Origin of the sequence: Gilliamella sp. B2785 (assembly GCF_026537005.1) — a bacterium.
In the GTDB taxonomy this organism is placed as follows: domain Bacteria; phylum Pseudomonadota; class Gammaproteobacteria; order Enterobacterales; family Orbaceae; genus Gilliamella; species Gilliamella apicola_E.
The window spans coordinates 103,758-122,441 of sequence record NZ_JAFNNC010000003.1 but is presented as its reverse complement, the minus strand read 5'-3'; the positions used below and the strand labels follow the sequence as shown (position 1 = coordinate 122,441).

Sequence of the window (18,684 nt, the reverse complement as noted above, 5' to 3'; positions counted from 1 at the left end):
TTACCCTGATCTGGTTAACATCAACATTGATTCAATATGCTTAGTTTGTGGAAACATATCCAAAATAGCAATCTTTGCAATATTGTATCCTTCCTCAATAAAAAGTTTACAGTCCCTAGCTAATGTAGCAGGATTACATGAAATATAAACTATTTTTGATGGTGATAATTTAACAATTTCTGCTGTAGCATTATAAGCGCCTGCTCTTGCAGGATCTAATAATACTTTGTCAAATACTGTTTGATTCCATATCGAAAATTGTTGTTTATCTTCTAAATTACAGGTAAAAAATTGGGTTTTAGCCTGAATTTTATCTTGATTTAAGTTGGCATTAAGTTTAGCTTTTTCGACTAATTCCTCTACGCCTTCAACACCGGTAATAGATTGGCAATATTTTGCTATAGGTAATGAAAAGTTGCCCATGCCGCAAAATAGGTCAAGTATTTTGTCATTTGATGATATATCTAACCATTCAAGTGCTTTATTTACCATCTTTTGATTAATCTGGTTATTTACCTGAATAAAATCGAGTGGGCTAAAGGTTAGTTTTAATTGATCGATAAGGTAGTAATGTTCTTTATTGCCAAAAACATGAACCAGATTATAACCATGTAAATAGAGTGATATGTTATGAATTTCAGCAAACTGTTTTAATAAATGACTATCTTGCTCAGTCAATAGCTCAGTATGCCTTAACACTATAATTATTCCACTATCAACTGCAATTAATTCAATATGACCAAGTGCTTTTTTCTGTTTGATTTGTCTTAAGCAAGATTGTAATGGAATGAGTAAATCATCTAGCTGTTCAACTAATACTGGGCAGTGGTCAATATTTATAATTTTGTTCGATTCGGATTGTCTGAAACCAATAAGTAATTCACCTTTGAAGAAATTAATTGATAACCGAGCACGTCTACGATAATGATAGGGTTGATCAGCAATGATATTAGGTGTGTTATCTTCCAACAAAGCCCCAGTTTCTTTTTGTATTAGCTTAATTAGTGCTTCATATTTTGCTTGTTGTTGTAGATCTGGCGAAATATGTTGTAATTCACAGCCACCGCATTGGGTAAAATACTTACATTGTGGTTTAACCCGATATTGACTGTAATTATGGTACTTTATTACTTTGGCTTTAGCGTAATTTTTTTTATCTTCGGTTAATTGAATATCGACGGTCTCGTCCGGCAAGGCTGATTTAATAAAGATTGTTTTACCTTTATGATTTGCTACCCCTTGTCCAAAGGCATCTAATTTTGTAACTGTAACTGTCAGTTTTTGAGAGGCTAGTTTTTTTTTCGGAGGAGTATAAAAATTGACCATATTAATAAATCGATATTATGTTAACCGTTTCAATAACTCTTTTTTAACATGCAAGGGTACTAAATTGGATATATCACCACCATGGTAAGCAACGTCTTTAACGATGGTAGATGAAATAAATCCCATTGCAATTGAAGGCATTAAAAAGATGGTGTCTAAATCTGGTTTTAATGCTCGATTCATTTCTGCGAGTTGTCTTTCATATTCAAAATCATGAGTTGTTCTCACACCTCTAACAATAACTGTTGCTCCGTGTTTCTGGGCAAAGTCAGCCATAAGATTATCAAAGCCAATCACTTCAACATTCAGTAAATGTTCCACTGGTGTTGAGGCTAAGTTAACTCTTTCTTCTAAAGTAAATAGCGTTTTTTTATTAGGGCTTTCCGCTATTGCGACAATCAAACGAGGAAAAAGTTGGGATGCACGGGTAATCAGATCAATGTGACCATTAGTAATTGGATCGAATGTTCCCGGAAAAATAGCCGTGAGATTTTTACTTTTCATTTATCTTATCCATTAGCGAATAGGAGAATATGATACCTAATTTTGACTTGGATTGTTAGTTTAACCGTACAAAATCTTCGTTTTTTATGTTCAAAAACCCCGTTCCTCAACTTTTTTTATTATCATAAATCTATTTGAGGTATGGTTAAACTTGTTGAATTTTTATTATTGATGAAGTTATTTATTTTTCATCAATAATAAAAAGAGAAATTTATCAGCTTATAAAAAACTGATAGGTAATTTGGTGATGGTAAGTTTGTCCCGGTTCTAAGAAGCAGCTTGGTTGTGGCCATGTTAGATGATGAGGGCTATCGGGTAAAAACTGAGCTTCTAATGCTATTCCTGCAAAATTAGCATATTTACCATTGTGACGATTTGGTGTGTTGGCTAAAAAGTTACCAGTATAGACTTGTAGGGCAGGATAAGACGTTGTTACGTCCATTGTCACTTTTTTGTCTGATGATACAAGTTGAGCTGCAACTGGTTTTGATTTATCTAATAAGTAAGCGTGGTCATAACCGCCTGTGATTTTTCGTGCTGGGCTAGTTAGCAAATTATCGGATAGAACTCGTAACTGTCTTAAATCCATATCATCTTGAGTAACATCAAGCAAATCATTGCATGGAATACCATTGGCATCGACAGGTAAGTAATAGTTAGCATTTACTTTTAAACTGTGTGCAAGTATATCATTAGTTTCACCATCTAAATTAAAATAGGCATGGTTAGTTAAGTTAACTGGCGTACATTTAGTTGTGCTCGCATTATATTCGACGATGACTTGATTATCGTCAGTTAATGTATAACTAGCGGTAACTTTAAGTTCGCCAGGAAAGCCTTGGTCACCATCTGGAGAAATTAATCCAAATGTAACTTGTTGTTCCGATTGTGATTCAATTTTCCATATTTTTTTATCAAAGCCTGATTTGCCACCATGTAACTGATTAACGCCTTGATTGGCAATAAGCTGATAATGTTTTCCTGCTATATCTATTTCAGCATTCGCAATGCGATTGGCATATCGTCCAACAGTAGCACCTAAATATGCATCTTGTTGTTCGTATTGTTCGAATGATTGGCAACCAAGTATTAGTTCTCGGTTTTTTCCTTCAACTTGCATGGTACAAGAAAGCCAAGTTGCGCCCCAATTGGACAATTTAATTTTCATGCCTTGGCTATTTTTAAGGGTAATAATTTGTTTTACAGACATAATTTATGAGCCCCTTCACTTGGCTGACAGATATAAAAATCTTCCTTAATATTAAATTTCTTATGATAGTTTTGGCTAACCACATCTTTTACCTCATCAACTTTGTTCTTAGGAACTAAGGCAACAACACAACCACCAAAACCACCACCAGTCATCCGTACACCACCTTCATTTCCAATAACGTCTTGTATAATTTTAACCAGGTAGTCTATTGCAGGTACTGTGATTTCAAAATCATCGCGCATCGAATTGTGGCTTTCAGCCATTAATTTTGAGAGTAATGGATACTCTTCATTAGCAAGCGCATAAGCGGCTTTAAGTGTACGTTCATTTTCGGTAATGACATGATGAGCACGTTTAAATACTAGCGGATCGAGTGAGGATTTGATCTGTAGTAAATCAACCAATGATGCATCACGAAGGGCATTTACACCTAGCGCTTTGGCTGCGGCTTCGCATTGCTTACGACGAGTATTATATTCGCTATCAACTAATCCACGTTTAATGTTGGAATTAATGATTACAACTGCTAGATCTTTGGGGATAGAAATAGGTAATGCTTCTAATGATCGGCAATCAATTAATAAAGCATGTTGTGCTTGGCCAAGCGCGGATATTAATTGATCCATTATGCCACAGTTGCAACCAACATATTTGTTTTCTGCTTCTTGACCGATTAAGGCTATTTTTTTGCCATCAAAAGGTAAATCGTAAAGCACCTGAAACATTTTACCAATTGCAACTTCAAGTGAAGCGGATGAACTTAATCCTGCACCTTGTGGCACGTTACCACTGATAGCTAAATCAACACCTCTAATATTTTCTGAATATTTTACGATATATTGAATTACACCTCGGACATAATTCGCCCATTGGTAATTTGGATGTTTTTCAATTGAAGGATTAAGTAAAAATTGATCCTGTTCATTATTATAATCAACCGCTATTACCCTAACTAAGTTGTCAGAACGTTTGTGACAGCTAATTACAGTTTCATAATTGATGGCACAAGGTAATACAAAACCATCATTGTAATCTGTGTGCTCGCCTATCAGGTTTACTCTGCCCGGTGCTTGTACAATTGTATCGGGTTTATAACCAAATTGATCCTCAAATGCTTGCGCGGTTTTATTGATTAATGCTTTCATTTATTTATCCTTCTTATCTTTATAATGCATATCACTAACGTTGCGCAGTCTTTCGGCTGCTTGCTCTGGCGTTAAATCTCTTTGCACTTCAGCTAACATTTCATAACCTACCATGAATTTTTTTACGGTAGCTGAACGTAATAGCGGAGGATAAAAATGGGCGTGTACTTGCCAATAATCAGTATTTCCTTCCACAAACGGTGCACCATGCCATCCCATAGAGTAGGGGAAAGAGCAATTGAATAAATTATCATAATGACAGGTCAGTTTTTTTAATGCTAAGGCCAAATCTTTTTGCTCAGATTGGTTAAGCATTGTTAATCTAGCAATATGTTTCTTTGGCAATAGTAGGGTTTCAAATGGCCAAATAGCCCAAAAAGGAACGACGGCTAACCAATGTTCTGTTTCTACCACAATACGTTCTTTATTGGTCAACTCTTTTTCTACATAGTCTACTAATAAATTTCGTCCATTTTTTTGAAAATAGTTGCGCATATTGAGATCTTCTCGCGCTATTTCATTAGGGATAAAACTATTAGCCCAAACTTGTCCGTGCGGATGAGGGTTTGAACAGCCCATTGCTGCCCCTTTGTTTTCAAAAACTTGTACCCAAGGGTACTTTTTTCCTAGCTCTTGTTGTTGGGTGATCCAAGTTTTTATCACTGTTTCAATTGCAGGTAAATCAAGTTCAGGTAGAGTTTTACTGTGATCTGGTGAAAAACAGATAACTCGGCTTGTTCCTCTGGCACTTTGGATTTGAAATAGAGGATCGTTACTATCGGGTGAATTAGGCGTATCTTCCATTAATGCAGCAAAATCATTCGTGAAAACGTACGTTCCAGTGTAGTTAGGATTTATATCGCCAGTGACACGTTTATTGCCCGGACATAAATAACAATTAGGATCATAATGGGGTTTCTGTTCTTCATTTAAGGTTTCTTGTTGACCTTGCCAAGGGCGTTTTGCTCTGTGGGGCGAAACTAACACCCATTGTGCGGTCAATGGGTTATATCGGCGATGAGGATGATCAACTGGGTTAAAAATATCCATATTTGCCTCTTTAATTATAGTTTTACTGCGATTTTGGTGTAAACATTACTTTAATCAGGATAACCTTGCGGATTCTTTGATTGCCAATTCCATGAATCTTTTACCATATCATCAAGGGTTAACTTTGTTTTCCAACCTAATTGTTGTTCAGCTTTTTTAGCGTCAGCCCAAAATGCAGGTAGATCACCGGCTCGCCTTGGTGCGAAATGCCAATTAAGTGATTTTCCTGATGCCTTTTCAAAGGCTTTAATCACTTGCAGTACACTGAAGCCTACACCAGAACCTAAATTATAGATATGAACTCCAGCTTTATTTCTATCAGTTTTAAGTGCTGCAATATGACCATCTGCTAAATCCACAACGTGAATAAAGTCACGCACACATGTGCCATCAACTGTTGGGTAATCATTACCAAATACAGATAGTGATTCTCGTTTACCTATCGCAACTTGGGTAATGAAAGGCATCAGATTATTGGGCACGCCAAGCGGATCTTCTCCCATTAAACCGCTAGGATGAGCACCTACAGGATTGAAATATCGCAGTAAAGTTAAGGACCAATCAGGTTCAGCAATAGCTAAATCCATCATACATTGTTCAACCATAAGCTTACTTTTTCCATACGGACTAGTTGGTAAACCTTGTGGTAATGTTTCGACGTAAGGAACTGGCGCTAGCTCACCATATACGGTAGCTGAAGAACTAAAGACTAATTGTTTAACGCCAGCATCACGCATTGCTTTCATTAAAACAATACTGCCATAAACATTATTTTCATAGTATTCAAGTGGTTTATATACTGATTCACCAACGGCTTTCAATCCTGCAAAATGAATAACAGCTTTAATATCGTGTTCTTTAAAAATTCTTGCAAGCAAATTTCCATCACAAACATCACCATGATAGAAATCGACTGATTTTCCTGTGATGGTTTTTATTCTTTCTAATACTGAGGCTTTACTATTAAATAAATTATCAATAATAATAGGAGTATAGCCAGCAAGAATTAATTGAACACAAGTGTGACTGCCTATATACCCACAACCACCTGTTACTAATATTTTCATTTTGATACCTTAATTTTTTGAATTGTTATTATTTAACTATTCTTCAATTTCAACGTTGCTTTTCTTTTTGAAAAGATCCAAAGGTCCACGTCCTGATAAGGTGAAAGCAGAAATAAGTGTAAAACTTAATGCAATTAAGCCAAGCACTAAATATGCTCCTTCAAATCCAATTTTAACATACATTAAGCCAGCAAAGGTGGACATAAACATTATAGATAATTGTTTTGCAAAACAAAAAGCAATTAAGTAAACCGTTGCTGATAATCGAATTGGGAAATGTTTTGTAATATATTTAAATGCACCAACTAACAATAAAGGTGCTTCGAACATATGTAAGGTTTTTAAAATAATAACTTCAACTGCGCTACTAGCAAATGCTGAACCTGTAATACGAATTGACATAATTGCACCAGCAACGAGTAAAGTATTTTTACTTCCGATTTTCATGACAATAATTGGAGCAAAAAACATTACAGTCGCATTTAAAAATTCACCCAGTGTTGTGACGTAGCCAAATGCTTCACGACCAACTTGTTCACTTGAGAAAAATGAGGTGAAGAAGTTAGCAAATTGCTGATCAAATACATCATAAGTACAAGCCACACCAATAATGTAGAGCATAAAATACCAAGTTTTAGGCATTTTAAGTAAATTAACCGCAAGTTTTAAATTAAATGGTTCAGGTTTATTTAGTCCCATTTGGTCGACAACATCTGTGGTTGCTGTTTTAGCTGGATCGGCTATTTTGACTAAAATAAGTAACACTAAGGCAAAGCCAGAACATAACCAAAAAACAGCATTAATATCCTTAGAAATCATGATTCCAACAAATGAAGCACAAATCGCCCAGCCGAAGCAACCAAACATACGGCAACGACCAAATTCAAATCCACTGCGTCTACTGATTTTTTCAACCAATGCTTCAATTGCAGGAGCACCACCACTAAAGACCATACCAAGATATAAGCCGCCTGCAGTAGCCCCTAGAGTAACATTTAGTTTAAGTAAAGGACCTAATATAAATATAAAGAATGGTCCAAATAAAACTAAAAGAAAGGTGATAATCCAAAGAAGGTGTTTTCTTAAACCTAACTTATCGGATATCAACCCAAATAACGGCTGAAAGAATAGTGCAAATAATGAGATAAATGAGAAAACATATCCAGTATCCGCTTGATCTAAACCTATCATTTTTAACCAAACTGGGAAAAATGGAAAGTAAGCTCCCATAATGAAAAAATAAAGAAAAAAGTAGAGGCTAAATACCCAATAATTTTTGTTATGCATTGCAGATTTAATTTTCTGATTCATAGTGAATTTCCTTTGCTAAGCTTTAAATGATTACCTAATCATTCAGAAATCGTTTATGTAAGAAATAAACTAAAAGCTATAAATTGCTCAGGATAATAACATTAAAAAAATGCAAAAAAAGTGATCTAGTTAACATTTTGTGAAATCGATTACATTTTTATTGAATTATTTTGGATTAGTTAAATAACATTCAAATAAGTTATATCAAAATTCAATATGTGCCTAATTGAAATAGTAATTAATAGTATTTTAATTAAGTTTTAAGTAACAAATTTTATACAATGAATAGATACTTATGAAAATTATTATCTATTTTGTGGTATCGATTACATTTTGAGGCGAAATTAAAATAACAATTTTAAATGTGTCTGATATTTATAGATTGCCTAATGATTTGAAACTTAAAGTCATATCGGCAATCTAATCTGAATTTTATTGAAACTCTTTTAGCCTATTTTCAAAATGTTGCCATGGGTAGAATCCATCACTGTTTTGTTCTGCATTAAGCAACTTAAGTTGATAATGTTGTGGTGGATTATTAATATCAACAGCTTCACCAGTAAATAGCTGATCAAAACTTTGGTAGACATATTCAGCTTTGAAGAAGTATTCACCTGATGGTAGATGGCGGTAACGTTGAAATATAACCATTCCGCCAATTGGTGTATTTTCAAATTGATTAGGCAGTTGATATTCAGCAAAATCCAAAGCACCGAGCAGTGCAGCAATAGTACTATCATGACCAACCAATAAATTGACTTTATGAGATTGACTGTGTATTAAATCATCTATCTTATTGATTAATAATTTACTAATACTTCGTGCAATCGTTTTAGAGTGAAAAACTAAGTTAATATAGTGGTTACGAATTTGTATTATTTGTTGCCATTGTTCTTGGCTGGTTATTCTTCCCCAAGCAATTTGTTCTTTAGGAAATGCAGAGTAATACTGTAATAAAAAAGCATCAACGGCACAGATTCCAATTGCTAATGGTCCATGTAATTCGGGTTCTTCATTTTTCACAAAATGAAGCTCATAAGGAATATCAGCAAAATCACATTTAAGTTCAGAATATAATTGCGAATTTTTATAATCTAATATATCCGACACGATTTGATAAGCCGGCGCTAAATTTTTGAAAATTGATGCTGCTTTGTCTGCATCATTAATATCTTTTAAGACTTTTTGTTTAATTTCTGGGGAGTCATCTTGTACACTTGGATCAAAAATAGGATCCATTTTTTCGATGGTATATTTGTGATGAACAGGTATGTCATAACCAGCATAAGCACCGCCAACTAAGAATTGAGCCGTAGCTACTGTTCTTTGAAGGCTATTTGCATAAACATATATATCAGGATTCTCTGGTGAGAGCTTAATATTTCGTTGCTCTAGCCATTGTGATAGATAATGTCCAAAAAACGTTTCTAAAACGGCCCCTCGTGTTGTTAGATAACCATAAGCATGATCCCAAATTGGCCATTTAAAAGGGCTTGATTTTTCTAAGAACGCTATCGTGTTTTCTAATGGAGTACGTATGCCATGGCGACTTAGTATAACGACTTTGTCTAACTGATATTGAGTGTTGTTCATTTAGTTATCCATCCTTGTTCATGCAAATAAGTTAAAATGAAATCTCTTTGCCCTTTGATAATTGTTTCAGCAATTTTATCACTCCAACCACTTGCTTTTTGATTTGTCTGTCGATGACTATAGTATTCACTCATTTGAGTATCGTATTTTGCTAATAGTTGATCATCTATTGGTTGATAGTAATTTTCAAAAAACACTAATTCTTTCGGTAATCTTGGTTTTATTTCTGGATTTTGATCAGGATGACCGATACAAAGCCCAAATAAAGGAAGGACATATTTAGGTAATGCTAGTAATTCGGTAACTTTCGAAATATTATTGCGTAATCCACCAATGAAAACTGTCCCTAAACCTAATGACTGTGCTGCAATAACGGCGTTTTGCGCCATAAGTGCCGTATCGATACAGCCAACTAAAAGCTGCTCAGCTTTTTCAAGTGGAATAGTTGAATCAATTTGAAAGTGGCGATTAAAATCTGCACAGAATACCCAAAATTCAGGAGCTTGATTAATATAACTTTGCTCTCCTGAATAATGTGCTAGCTTTGAACGATTATCGCTGTCTGTAATTCGGATAATTGTGGTGCATTGTAGAAAATTAGAACTCGGAGCCGATTGTGCCGCTTGAAAAATTGATTCCAACTGTTCATTAGTCAGTGGTGTTGATTTGTAAGACCGAATTGAGCGGCGCTGACAAATTAAATCGATTGTTTCATTTTGCATATTGGCTCCTAGGCACCATTATTTTTTTATAAATTGCAAATCCCAAACACCATGCCCTAGATTTTGCCCACGTTTTTCAAACTTGGTAATAGGTCTGTCATCAGGTCTCGGGATATAGTCATTTGTTGTAGATAAATTTTTAAACCCATCAGCTTGACTTAATACTTCAAGCATATGCTCAGCATAATGTTGCCAGTCAGTAGCTAAATGTAATACACCATTAACTTTTAATTTTTCATGAATTAATTTAACAAATTCAGGTTGAATAATTCTGCGTTTATTGTGCCTTGCTTTATGCCAAGGGTCAGGGAAGAAAATTTGAACTTTATCTAATGATTCATTAGTTATCATATTTTCTAATACTTCAACTGCATCATGACACATTACTTTTAAATTGGTTAATTTATTTTCTTCGATTGCCATTAAGCAAGCGCCTACGCCTGGTCGATGGACTTCAATCCCTATAAAATTTTTGTCTGGCGAGAATTTTGCCATCTCAATCAATGATGCACCCATACCGAAACCGATTTCTAGAACCAGCGGTTTGTCATTTTCGAAAGTGATTTGTGAGTGTGCATTATATTCAATGCCATATATAGGCCATAAATGAGTTAAAGCTTGTTGCTGCCCTTTAGTTAAGCGGCCTTGTCTCAATACAAAACTACGTATTGTTCGTTTAGATTCTGTCTCTTGATTATTCGTTTTTAATTGTTCACTCATTGTGTGTCTGCTGTTAGTATTAAATGATTTATCAAGGTAATTATTCACCTTTGTGGTACAGTATTTTAACCGATTTTTAATCTACTTCAAAAAACATCATTTTAACTTATATTTCTATATATTATTGTGATAGATATAAAATATTTGTAATAATTTTTTATAATGTAGTTGAGGATGATCTGTAAATGATTATATAATTATCACTCCGATTTAACCGATTACGTTTTATGTAATCATGATTACATGCTTGAGGATTTCTCGTGCCTGATATGAAGCTTTTTGCTGGTAACGCCACACCCGAACTAGCAAAACGTATAGCTAATCGTCTTTATACTTCTCTTGGTGATATTATTGTTAGCCGTTTTAGTGATGGTGAAGTCAATGTCCAAATTAATGAAAATGTCCGTGGTGAAGATGTTTTTATTATCCAATCAACTTGTGCGCCTACAAATGACAATTTAATGGAATTACTAGTAATGATTGATGCGATGCGTCGAGCATCTGCCGGTCGTATTACTGCTGTTATTCCTTATTTTGGTTATGCAAGACAAGATCGTCGAGTGCGTTCAGCCCGTGTGCCTATTACAGCTAAAGTTGTTGCAGACTTTTTATCAACTGTTGGTGTAGATAGGGTTTTAACGGTTGATCTTCATGCTGAACAAATTCAAGGCTTTTTTGATGTACCTGTTGATAACGTATTTGGTAGCCCTGTAATTTTAGAAGATATGTTACAACGTGATTTTGAACGCCCAATCGTGGTATCACCAGATATTGGTGGTGTTGTTCGTGCACGTGCAATTGCAAAACTTTTAAATGATACTGACATGGCCATTATTGATAAACGTCGTCAACGTGCAAATGAAGCAGAAGTGATGAATATTATTGGTGATGTAGCCGACAGAGATTGTATTTTAGTTGATGATATGATTGATACTGCCGGAACACTTTGTAAAGCGGCTGATGCATTGAAAGCTCGTGGTGCAAAACGTGTTTTCGCTTATGCAACTCACCCTATTTTCTCAGGAAAAGCGGTAAGTAACATTAAAGATTCTGCCATTGATGAAATTGTAGTTTGTGACACAATTCCATTAACAGCAGAAGTGAAAGCATTGAAAAATGTACGCCAACTTACATTATCAGGTATGCTTGCTGAAGCAATTCGACGTATTAGTAACGAAGAATCAATTTCAGCAATGTTCCATCAATAATCTTTTTTTCTGAATTAGATAAATGCCCCTTCTAGGGGCTTTTTTGCTAATAATTGACGACAGACTATTATGACAACTATTAAACTTATTGTAGGTTTAGCTAATCCAGGTAACGAATATGCTGCAACTCGCCATAATGCAGGAGCTTGGTATGTAGATCTTCTTGCTGAACGTTATAACCAACCGCTAAAAATTGATCCTAAATTTTTTGGATATAGCTCACGGATTAATATTCATGGTCATGATGTCCGTTTGTTAGTACCAACTACCTTTATGAATTTAAGTGGTAAAGCTGTTCAAGCAATGGCTTCTTTTTATCAAATTCAGCCCGATGAGATATTAGTTGCTCATGATGAGTTAGATCTTAATCCAGGTATTGCTAAATTGAAATTTGGTGGTAGTCATGGCGGTCATAATGGATTGAAAGATATTGCAAATAAACTTGGCAATAATTTGAATTTTTATCGGTTAAGAATTGGTATTGGACACCCTGGTGATAAGAATAAAGTAGTTGGTTATGTATTAAATAAACCATCTAAACCAGAACAAGATTTAATTGATAAAGCAATCGATGAATCAGTATATTGCACAGATATCTTACTGAAAGATGGAGTAGAAAGTGCAATGAATCGTTTGCATTCATTCAAAGCTTAAATTTGCTAAGATTAATATTTTCTGTATTCAACTAAATTAAAAAAAATCCACCTGATTAACAGGTGGATGACAAATCACGTATTCATTCCAGACTAAGAAAATAAGTGAGTAACGTTACCACCTTTTTCAGCAATTTTCTTCATAACTTCTTTAATCAACCATGTATTCATTGCTGCTGTATCGTCTGTACTACCGGTATAATTAAGTTCAGTTGCTAATTTTTTACGTGCATCTAAACTGTTATCAATACCTAATAATTTCAATAAATCAACAATTGATGTCTTCCAGTTAAGTTTTTCAGGAAATTTTTTAGCTAAATTATCTAAAATTGACATCACATCGATTTCAGAAATTGGTTTTTTATTTTCTGATGTATTTTGTTGATTTTGTTCAGTATTACTATTTGTGTTGTTACTTGATGTGTTGCCTTTAACGGTGTCAGTGATTTTATCAACTTGCTCTTTCACTGCATCTTTTGCATGACCTACAGCGGCTTGTGCGCTTGGAAATATTTTAGAAAAAATATTATTTAAGATACCCATTTTACACCCCTTATGTTTAAACTGCTTATTAAAAAACTGCTTAACGATATAGATGTAGAAAATATCCTTTTCAGTATACCTGTTTGGAAGTAACACTGTCAAAAAGATATTTGCTGCTTTTATCTTTCAAAATTAGGCTACCAATTTTGGTCTCTACATCTATTTTTTTTTGCGATCTTTATTCGAACTTTTGTAGGTTAATCTATTGAATAAGTTGTATAAATTTATTTTAAAGCAAATGATACAATGATATTTTTAGGATTATTTGTTATACCAATTATATATAAAATGTGATCAATGTCTCAAATTTAAACAAATTTGGCATACGATATAACAAATAAGTTGTAATATTTGGTTTACCAATATGTGGTGTGACATAAATTTTTTATGTTAGAAGTTTAAATTACAACTAGAGGTATATTATGAGTTCCATCTTTAAATCAGGGGGATATGTCCGTTGGGTGATGATCATTTTATTTGCAACGGGTGTTATCCTTAATTATATTGATCGTAATGCACTAGGTATTATGGCTCAAGAGATTATACGTGATTTAAATATAACACCTAAAGAATACTCGTATATTACTGGTGCTTTTCAATTAGCTTATACCATTTTTCAGCCTGTTGTAGGCTGGTTTATTGATGTAATCGGTTTACGAGTCGGCTTTGCGATAATGGTCATCATTTGGTCTATAATGTGCATACTTCATGCGGGTGCAGGCACATGGTTTCAATTAGCTATTTTACGTTTTTTTATGGGCGGTGCTGAATCTGTTGTTGCTCCAGCAAATGCTAAAGTCGTCAGTTTATGGTTTCCTAAAAAAGAACGCTCTATTGCTAATGGTTGGAGTATGGTTGGGTTTTCATTGGGTGCCATGATTGCACCTCCTCTTATTTATGCGATACATCAATTTGGTGGTTGGCAGCTAGCGTTCTTAATTCCAGGTTCTGTAGGGTTAATTTGGGCAGGAATATGGCTTTACTTTTTCAGTGAACCGTCGAAAAGCCGGTCTATTAGTGAGGCAGAAAGAAAATATATTTTATCCGATCAAGATGACACAGAGAGTCAACAAAACAAAAACATCTGGCAAGCGATTAAAAAAGTGATTTTGCAAAAAAAATTCTATGGTATTGCTATTCCAGCTTTTCTAGCTGAACCAGCTTGGGCTGCAGTGAATTTTTGGGTTCCTTACTATTTATTAACTGAACGCGGTATGCAATTAAAAGAGATGGCAATGTTTGTTTGGATTCCTTTCCTTGCTGCCGATTTTGGTGGTTTATCCTCCGGTTATTTTTCCCGTATGCTCAATAAGCGTTTTAATTTATCTCGTTTGAATTCGGCTTGTATAACTTATCTTGGTGCTGCTTTTTTCATGTTATCCATGGCGTTTGCAAGTTTAACACAAAGTCCTTATGCGGCAATTGCTTTAATTGCTATAGGTGCATGGGGGCATCAGATGTTATCTGCCATGCTAACTATTCAAGTGATTGAAAACTTTGATGGCAAAGAAGTATCAACAGTAAATGGTTTGCGTGGTAGCTCGGCTTGGATTGCTAGTTTCTTATTTACGATTATTGTTGGTCAGTTTGTTGCAACAATTGGCTTTAAACCTTTTTTTATTACTATGGGCTTTTTAGATATTATTGGGGCAATTATTATGTGTTCACTGTTGTATCAGCGTAAGCAAAAGGATTAATACCAAAATTATTATATTAGTTATGCAATAAAGAAGTACATCCTAACATAAATGCAAAAGGGCGGTTGACGCTCTTTTTTATTTTTGGATATCAATAATAGTAAAAAAGCCCATTATCTGGGCTTTATTTTGATTGTGTTAACAACGGAGTTTTATTCAAAAAATGCACGTTTAATTGCGTATTCTACGCCGCGAATTTCGGCTAATCCTCTTAAACGACCAATGGCAGAATAACCCGGATTCGTTTTCTTTTTCAGATCATCTAACATTTGGTGACCATGATCAGGACGAACTGGTATTAAACGTTTGATTCCCGCTTTTTTACGTCGTTCTTCTTCAGCAATAAGCACTTTAATTACGCCATACATATCAACATCACCTGCTAAGTGATCACCTTCGTGGAAAGATAATGGATTATCTTCACGAACTGTTGCGCGCAAATGAATAAAGTGAACTCTATCAGCAAATTTTTCAGCCATTGTAACTAAATCATTATCGCTACGAACGCCATAAGAACCAGTACAGAAGCAGAATCCATTATGAATGCTATCAACTGTTTCTTTTATCCACTGCATATCTTCAATAGTTGAAACAATGCGTGGTAAACCTAAAATAGGTCTAGGAGGATCATCAGGATGAACTGTCAGAACAACGCCAACTTCTTCGGCGACTGGAACGATAGCTTTCAAGAAATAAGCATAATTCTCACGTAATTTAGCTTTATCAATACCGTCATATGTTGCAAGATGTGCTCGAAATTGATCTAGTGAGTAACCTTCTTCGGCACCTGGTAACCCAGCGATAATATTTCCAACAAGTTTATCTTTATCGGCTTGCGTCATATTTTCAAAATATTTTTTTGCTGAAATCTGATCTTCTTGTGAATAATCTTTTTCGGCATTAGGTCGTTTTAAAATATGAATATCAAATGCAGCAAAAGCAATTTGATCGAAACGTAGAGCTCTTGAACCGTCTGATAATTCATAACCTAGATCGGTGCGAGTCCAGTCTAATACTGGCATAAAATTGTAACAAACAGTATCAATACCACAAGCGGCTAAATTACGAATTGATTGTTGATAATTGGCAATATGTTGTTCAACGTTGCCAGAATGGGTTTTAATTTCTTCGTGAACAGGAATACTTTCAACAACTGACCAAGTTAGACCTTTGTCTTCAATCATTTTTTTTCGTTTTTTAATTTCGTCGATTGTCCAGATTTCACCATTGGGAATATGATGTAAAGCTGTAACAATTCCTGTTGCCCCTGATTGTCTAATATCGTCCAATGATACAGGGTCGTTAGGTCCAAACCAACGCATTGTTTGTTCCATTTAAATTCTCCTCAAAGATACTTCATTTACAAAATTATTCTAAAATGAAGATCCATAAACAATGCATATTTGTTTCTATTGGTTAACGATAGTGACCGGTATAGAGTCAAATAAATAACCATCAAAATTTGGATCTTCACTGTCAGAAACAGTCATTAATGTTTGTTTAACATTTTCTAAGTGCTGCCACATAGCATGGCGTGCAGCCATTGCATCTTTTAACTGTAATGCCTGTAGAATTTTTTCATGATCATATAACCATTTTTTTCGATAACTATGATCGGTTATTCTACTTTGTAGTTGGTCCCACATTTTACTTGATGAACGTTTTGTCCATAGATCTTCTAATAACCTCTCAAGTATTGAGTTCTTTGTGGCTCGAGCTATTGCAATATGAAACATTTCATCAGCACTATAGTCATCAAGTACATCTTGTTCTAAAATTTGACGTTCTTGTTCTAATATAGCTCTTAACTCTACAATATCTGCTTTTACAATTTGTGAGGCAGCAAAAGCGGCAATATTACTTTCAATTAATTGTCTCGCTTGTAATAATTCAAAAGGGCCAAAATCCTCTTCTTCTATTTCCCTGTCTTTTTCAGACAAGAACTCGCTTGGTAAACCAATTACATAAACACCAGAGCCTTTTTTTACTTCAACTAATTTTTCAAGCTCTAACATAATTAATGCTTCTCGAACTACCGTTCTGCTAACATCAAAGGTCTCAGCAATATCTCTTTCTGGTGGTAGACGGTCACCAATTTTAAAAGTTCCACTTTTTAATAACAATTTTAACTCATTACCAATTTCTTGATAGAGTCGATTGCCTCTTGGCATAATCTTTAATCCTCAGAATACTATTAAGTTTATTGAAGATAATTATACGCTAATTATTAAACTCCTCTAAGTTAATAATAAAAGAAATCCATTACATCTTTAAATTGGTTTACCAATATTGTCGGCCATTATAAAGATTTTAGCAAACATCCCTATAAAATAAACCAAAAAATGTGACGCGAATCACAAAAATTGAAAAATAAAGATGAAAATTTTGTCAACAAATGAAAATATGTCTAACCAATAAATATTGCAGTTAGTTAATTACGGTGTATAAAATGTTGAATTTATTAGAAATACCACAATCAATCAAAAATAAACCTTTATACAATAGGGAGAAAATGACCGCTCGTATTGTACATATAGGTTTTGGTGCATTTCACAGAGCACATCAGGCACTATTTACTGATCGTTTATTGAATAAAGGTAATAGTGATTGGGCTATCTGCGAGGTAAATATTGTTGGTGGTGAAGAGTTAATCAATGATATTAGAAAACAAGATCATCTATATACAGTGCTTGAAAAAGGCGCGACATCTAAACAAGCCTATATTATTGGAAGTGTAAAAGAATCATTATTAGCACCAACAGACGGTATTGAAACAATTTTAGAAAAAATGGCTGATCCTATTGTCGAAATTGTTTCATTAACGGTAACTGAAAAAGGTTACTGTATGTTGCCTGGTGGGACTGGTTTGGATTTGAATAATGAATTAATCAAAGCAGATTTAGCTTCTCCAAGTAAACCTATGTCAGCGCCAGGTGTTATTGTTGAAGCTTTATATAGAAGAATGCAAAGAGGATTGAAATCGTTTACGGCTTTATCATGTGACAACATGCCAGAAAATGGTTTAGTTTTGAGGAAAGCTATTTTAGATTTAGCAAATGCTCGCGATCTTGAGCTGGCTAAATGGATTGAAAATAATACAACTTTCCCTTGTACGATGGTTGACCGTATTGTTCCTGCTGCAACATCTGAAACCTTAGAAGAAATTCAAGATGTATTAGGTGGCATGTATGATCCGTGTGGTATTGCTTGTGAGCCATTTATTCAATGGGTTATTGAAGATAATTTTGTCACTTCACGACCTAATTGGAACGAAGCTGGTGCTGAATTTGTTGATAATGTTGTGCCATATGAAGAAATGAAACTTCGAATGCTAAATGGTAGTCATTCATTCTTAGCTTATTTAGGTTATTTAGCTGGTTATGAGCATATCAATGATTGTATGAATGATGCAAATTATAAAAAAGCGACTTTATCGTTAATGATGCAACAGCAAGCACCAACCTTAAATGTTCCACCGCACGTTAATTTACAACAATATGCTGAAAAACTTATTGAAAGATTTAGTAACCCATCACTAAAACATAGAACATGGCAAATCGCTATGGATGGTACACAAAAACTACCGCAACGCATACTTGATTCTATCCGTTGGCATATTAAACATAATTCTGATTTTTCATTACTAGCTTTAGGGGTAGCTGGTTGGATGCGATATGTTGGTGGTATTGATGACCATAAACAAGTAATCGATATTCGTGATCCAATGGTTGATGAGTTGAAAAAACTTGTTGCTGAGAGTGATGAAGGGGTAGAAAGAGTTAACTCGTTATTAAGTTTAGAAGCTGTTTTTGGATCAGATTTACCAGCCAATTCATTATTCAGAGAAAAAATAACAGAACATTATCTTTCTTTAATGAAAAAAGGTGCCAAACAGACTATTAAGGATTTAGCTTTATAAATTGGAAAGAAAA

17 protein-coding genes are annotated in these 18,684 nt (G+C 34.5%); 4 read left to right on the top strand and 13 right to left on the bottom strand.

All coding sequences use genetic code 11. The annotated features are described in order from the left end of the window. From rlmD to trmB, 10 genes are all read right to left on the bottom strand, one after another. A complete protein-coding gene (gene rlmD / locus J3U24_RS04835) occupies positions 1–1,326 on the bottom strand; it encodes a 23S rRNA (uracil(1939)-C(5))-methyltransferase RlmD (protein WP_267337078.1) in 1,326 nt (441 codons plus the stop codon). Positions 1,327–1,341: 15 nt separating this feature from the next. Next, a complete protein-coding gene (gene coaD / locus J3U24_RS04830) occupies positions 1,342–1,830 on the bottom strand; it encodes a pantetheine-phosphate adenylyltransferase (protein ID WP_267337077.1) in 489 nt (162 codons plus the stop codon). A gap of 214 nt (positions 1,831–2,044) precedes the next feature. Then, positions 2,045–3,040, bottom strand: a complete 996-nt coding sequence (gene galM / locus J3U24_RS04825) for a galactose-1-epimerase (protein ID WP_267337076.1) — start codon at positions 3,038–3,040, stop codon at positions 2,045–2,047. Then, entirely contained in the window at positions 3,031–4,188 is a 1,158-nt protein-coding gene (gene galK / locus J3U24_RS04820) for a galactokinase (RefSeq protein ID WP_267337075.1), read from the bottom strand. The genes galM and galK overlap by 10 nt, the downstream gene beginning before the upstream one ends. Next, positions 4,189–5,238: a galactose-1-phosphate uridylyltransferase gene (galT, locus tag J3U24_RS04815; protein ID WP_065734700.1), complete on the bottom strand. Its 1,050-nt coding sequence runs from the start codon at positions 5,236–5,238 to the stop codon at positions 4,189–4,191. It lies immediately after the preceding gene. A 50-nt stretch (positions 5,239–5,288) separates the two neighbouring features. Next, positions 5,289–6,305, bottom strand: coding sequence for a UDP-glucose 4-epimerase GalE (gene galE, locus J3U24_RS04810; protein ID WP_065563641.1), 1,017 nt, complete (start codon positions 6,303–6,305; stop codon positions 5,289–5,291). Positions 6,306–6,341: 36 nt separating this feature from the next. Next, on the bottom strand, positions 6,342–7,616 hold the full coding sequence (locus J3U24_RS04805; protein WP_256122109.1) for an MFS transporter: 1,275 nt from the start codon (positions 7,614–7,616) through the stop codon (positions 6,342–6,344). A gap of 432 nt (positions 7,617–8,048) precedes the next feature. Continuing rightward, positions 8,049–9,209, bottom strand: a complete 1,161-nt coding sequence (locus J3U24_RS04800; protein ID WP_267337074.1) for a histidine-type phosphatase — start codon at positions 9,207–9,209, stop codon at positions 8,049–8,051. Continuing rightward, positions 9,206–9,931 (bottom strand): oxygen-insensitive NADPH nitroreductase, encoded by a 726-nt coding sequence (gene nfsA / locus J3U24_RS04795; protein WP_065734698.1) that lies wholly within the window; start codon positions 9,929–9,931, stop codon positions 9,206–9,208. The genes J3U24_RS04800 and nfsA overlap by 4 nt, the downstream gene beginning before the upstream one ends. Before the next feature lie 18 nt (positions 9,932–9,949). Then, entirely contained in the window at positions 9,950–10,651 is a 702-nt protein-coding gene (gene trmB, locus J3U24_RS04790; RefSeq protein WP_267337073.1) for a tRNA (guanosine(46)-N7)-methyltransferase TrmB, read from the bottom strand. Between the two features lie 260 nt (positions 10,652–10,911). Here trmB and J3U24_RS04785 point away from each other — a divergent pair, with 260 nt between their 5' ends. Further along, on the top strand, positions 10,912–11,859 hold the full coding sequence (locus J3U24_RS04785; protein WP_086319756.1) for a ribose-phosphate pyrophosphokinase: 948 nt from the start codon (positions 10,912–10,914) through the stop codon (positions 11,857–11,859). Between the two features lie 69 nt (positions 11,860–11,928). Next, the gene (gene pth / locus J3U24_RS04780; RefSeq protein ID WP_065563637.1) at positions 11,929–12,513 is read left to right on the top strand and encodes an aminoacyl-tRNA hydrolase; all 585 of its coding nucleotides are present in this window, start codon (positions 11,929–11,931) and stop codon (positions 12,511–12,513) included. A 92-nt stretch (positions 12,514–12,605) separates the two neighbouring features. Here the strand turns inward: pth and J3U24_RS04775 are convergent, their stop codons facing one another. Beyond that, positions 12,606–13,055 carry a DUF3597 domain-containing protein gene (locus tag J3U24_RS04775; RefSeq protein WP_267337072.1) on the bottom strand — a complete coding sequence of 150 codons (450 nt, stop codon included), beginning with the start codon at positions 13,053–13,055 and terminating at the stop codon, positions 12,606–12,608. Between the two features lie 422 nt (positions 13,056–13,477). On the opposite strand from J3U24_RS04775, the gene J3U24_RS04770 reads away from it, so the two are divergent. Beyond that, on the top strand, positions 13,478–14,752 hold the full coding sequence (locus J3U24_RS04770; protein ID WP_267337071.1) for an MFS transporter: 1,275 nt from the start codon (positions 13,478–13,480) through the stop codon (positions 14,750–14,752). 152 nt (positions 14,753–14,904) lie between these two features. Here J3U24_RS04770 and uxuA read toward each other — a convergent pair whose 3' ends face one another. Together uxuA and J3U24_RS04760 are read right to left on the bottom strand one after the other, a co-directional pair. Continuing rightward, a complete protein-coding gene (gene uxuA, locus J3U24_RS04765) occupies positions 14,905–16,086 on the bottom strand; it encodes a mannonate dehydratase (RefSeq protein ID WP_267331814.1) in 1,182 nt (393 codons plus the stop codon). Between the two features lie 75 nt (positions 16,087–16,161). Next, positions 16,162–16,923 (bottom strand): GntR family transcriptional regulator, encoded by a 762-nt coding sequence (locus J3U24_RS04760; RefSeq protein ID WP_267337070.1) that lies wholly within the window; start codon positions 16,921–16,923, stop codon positions 16,162–16,164. A 278-nt stretch (positions 16,924–17,201) separates the two neighbouring features. Here J3U24_RS04760 and J3U24_RS04755 point away from each other — a divergent pair, with 278 nt between their 5' ends. Next, complete coding sequence (locus tag J3U24_RS04755) at positions 17,202–18,671, top strand: mannitol dehydrogenase family protein (protein WP_065734693.1); 1,470 nt, start codon at positions 17,202–17,204, stop codon at positions 18,669–18,671. The last annotated feature ends 13 nt before the right edge of the window (positions 18,672–18,684 follow it).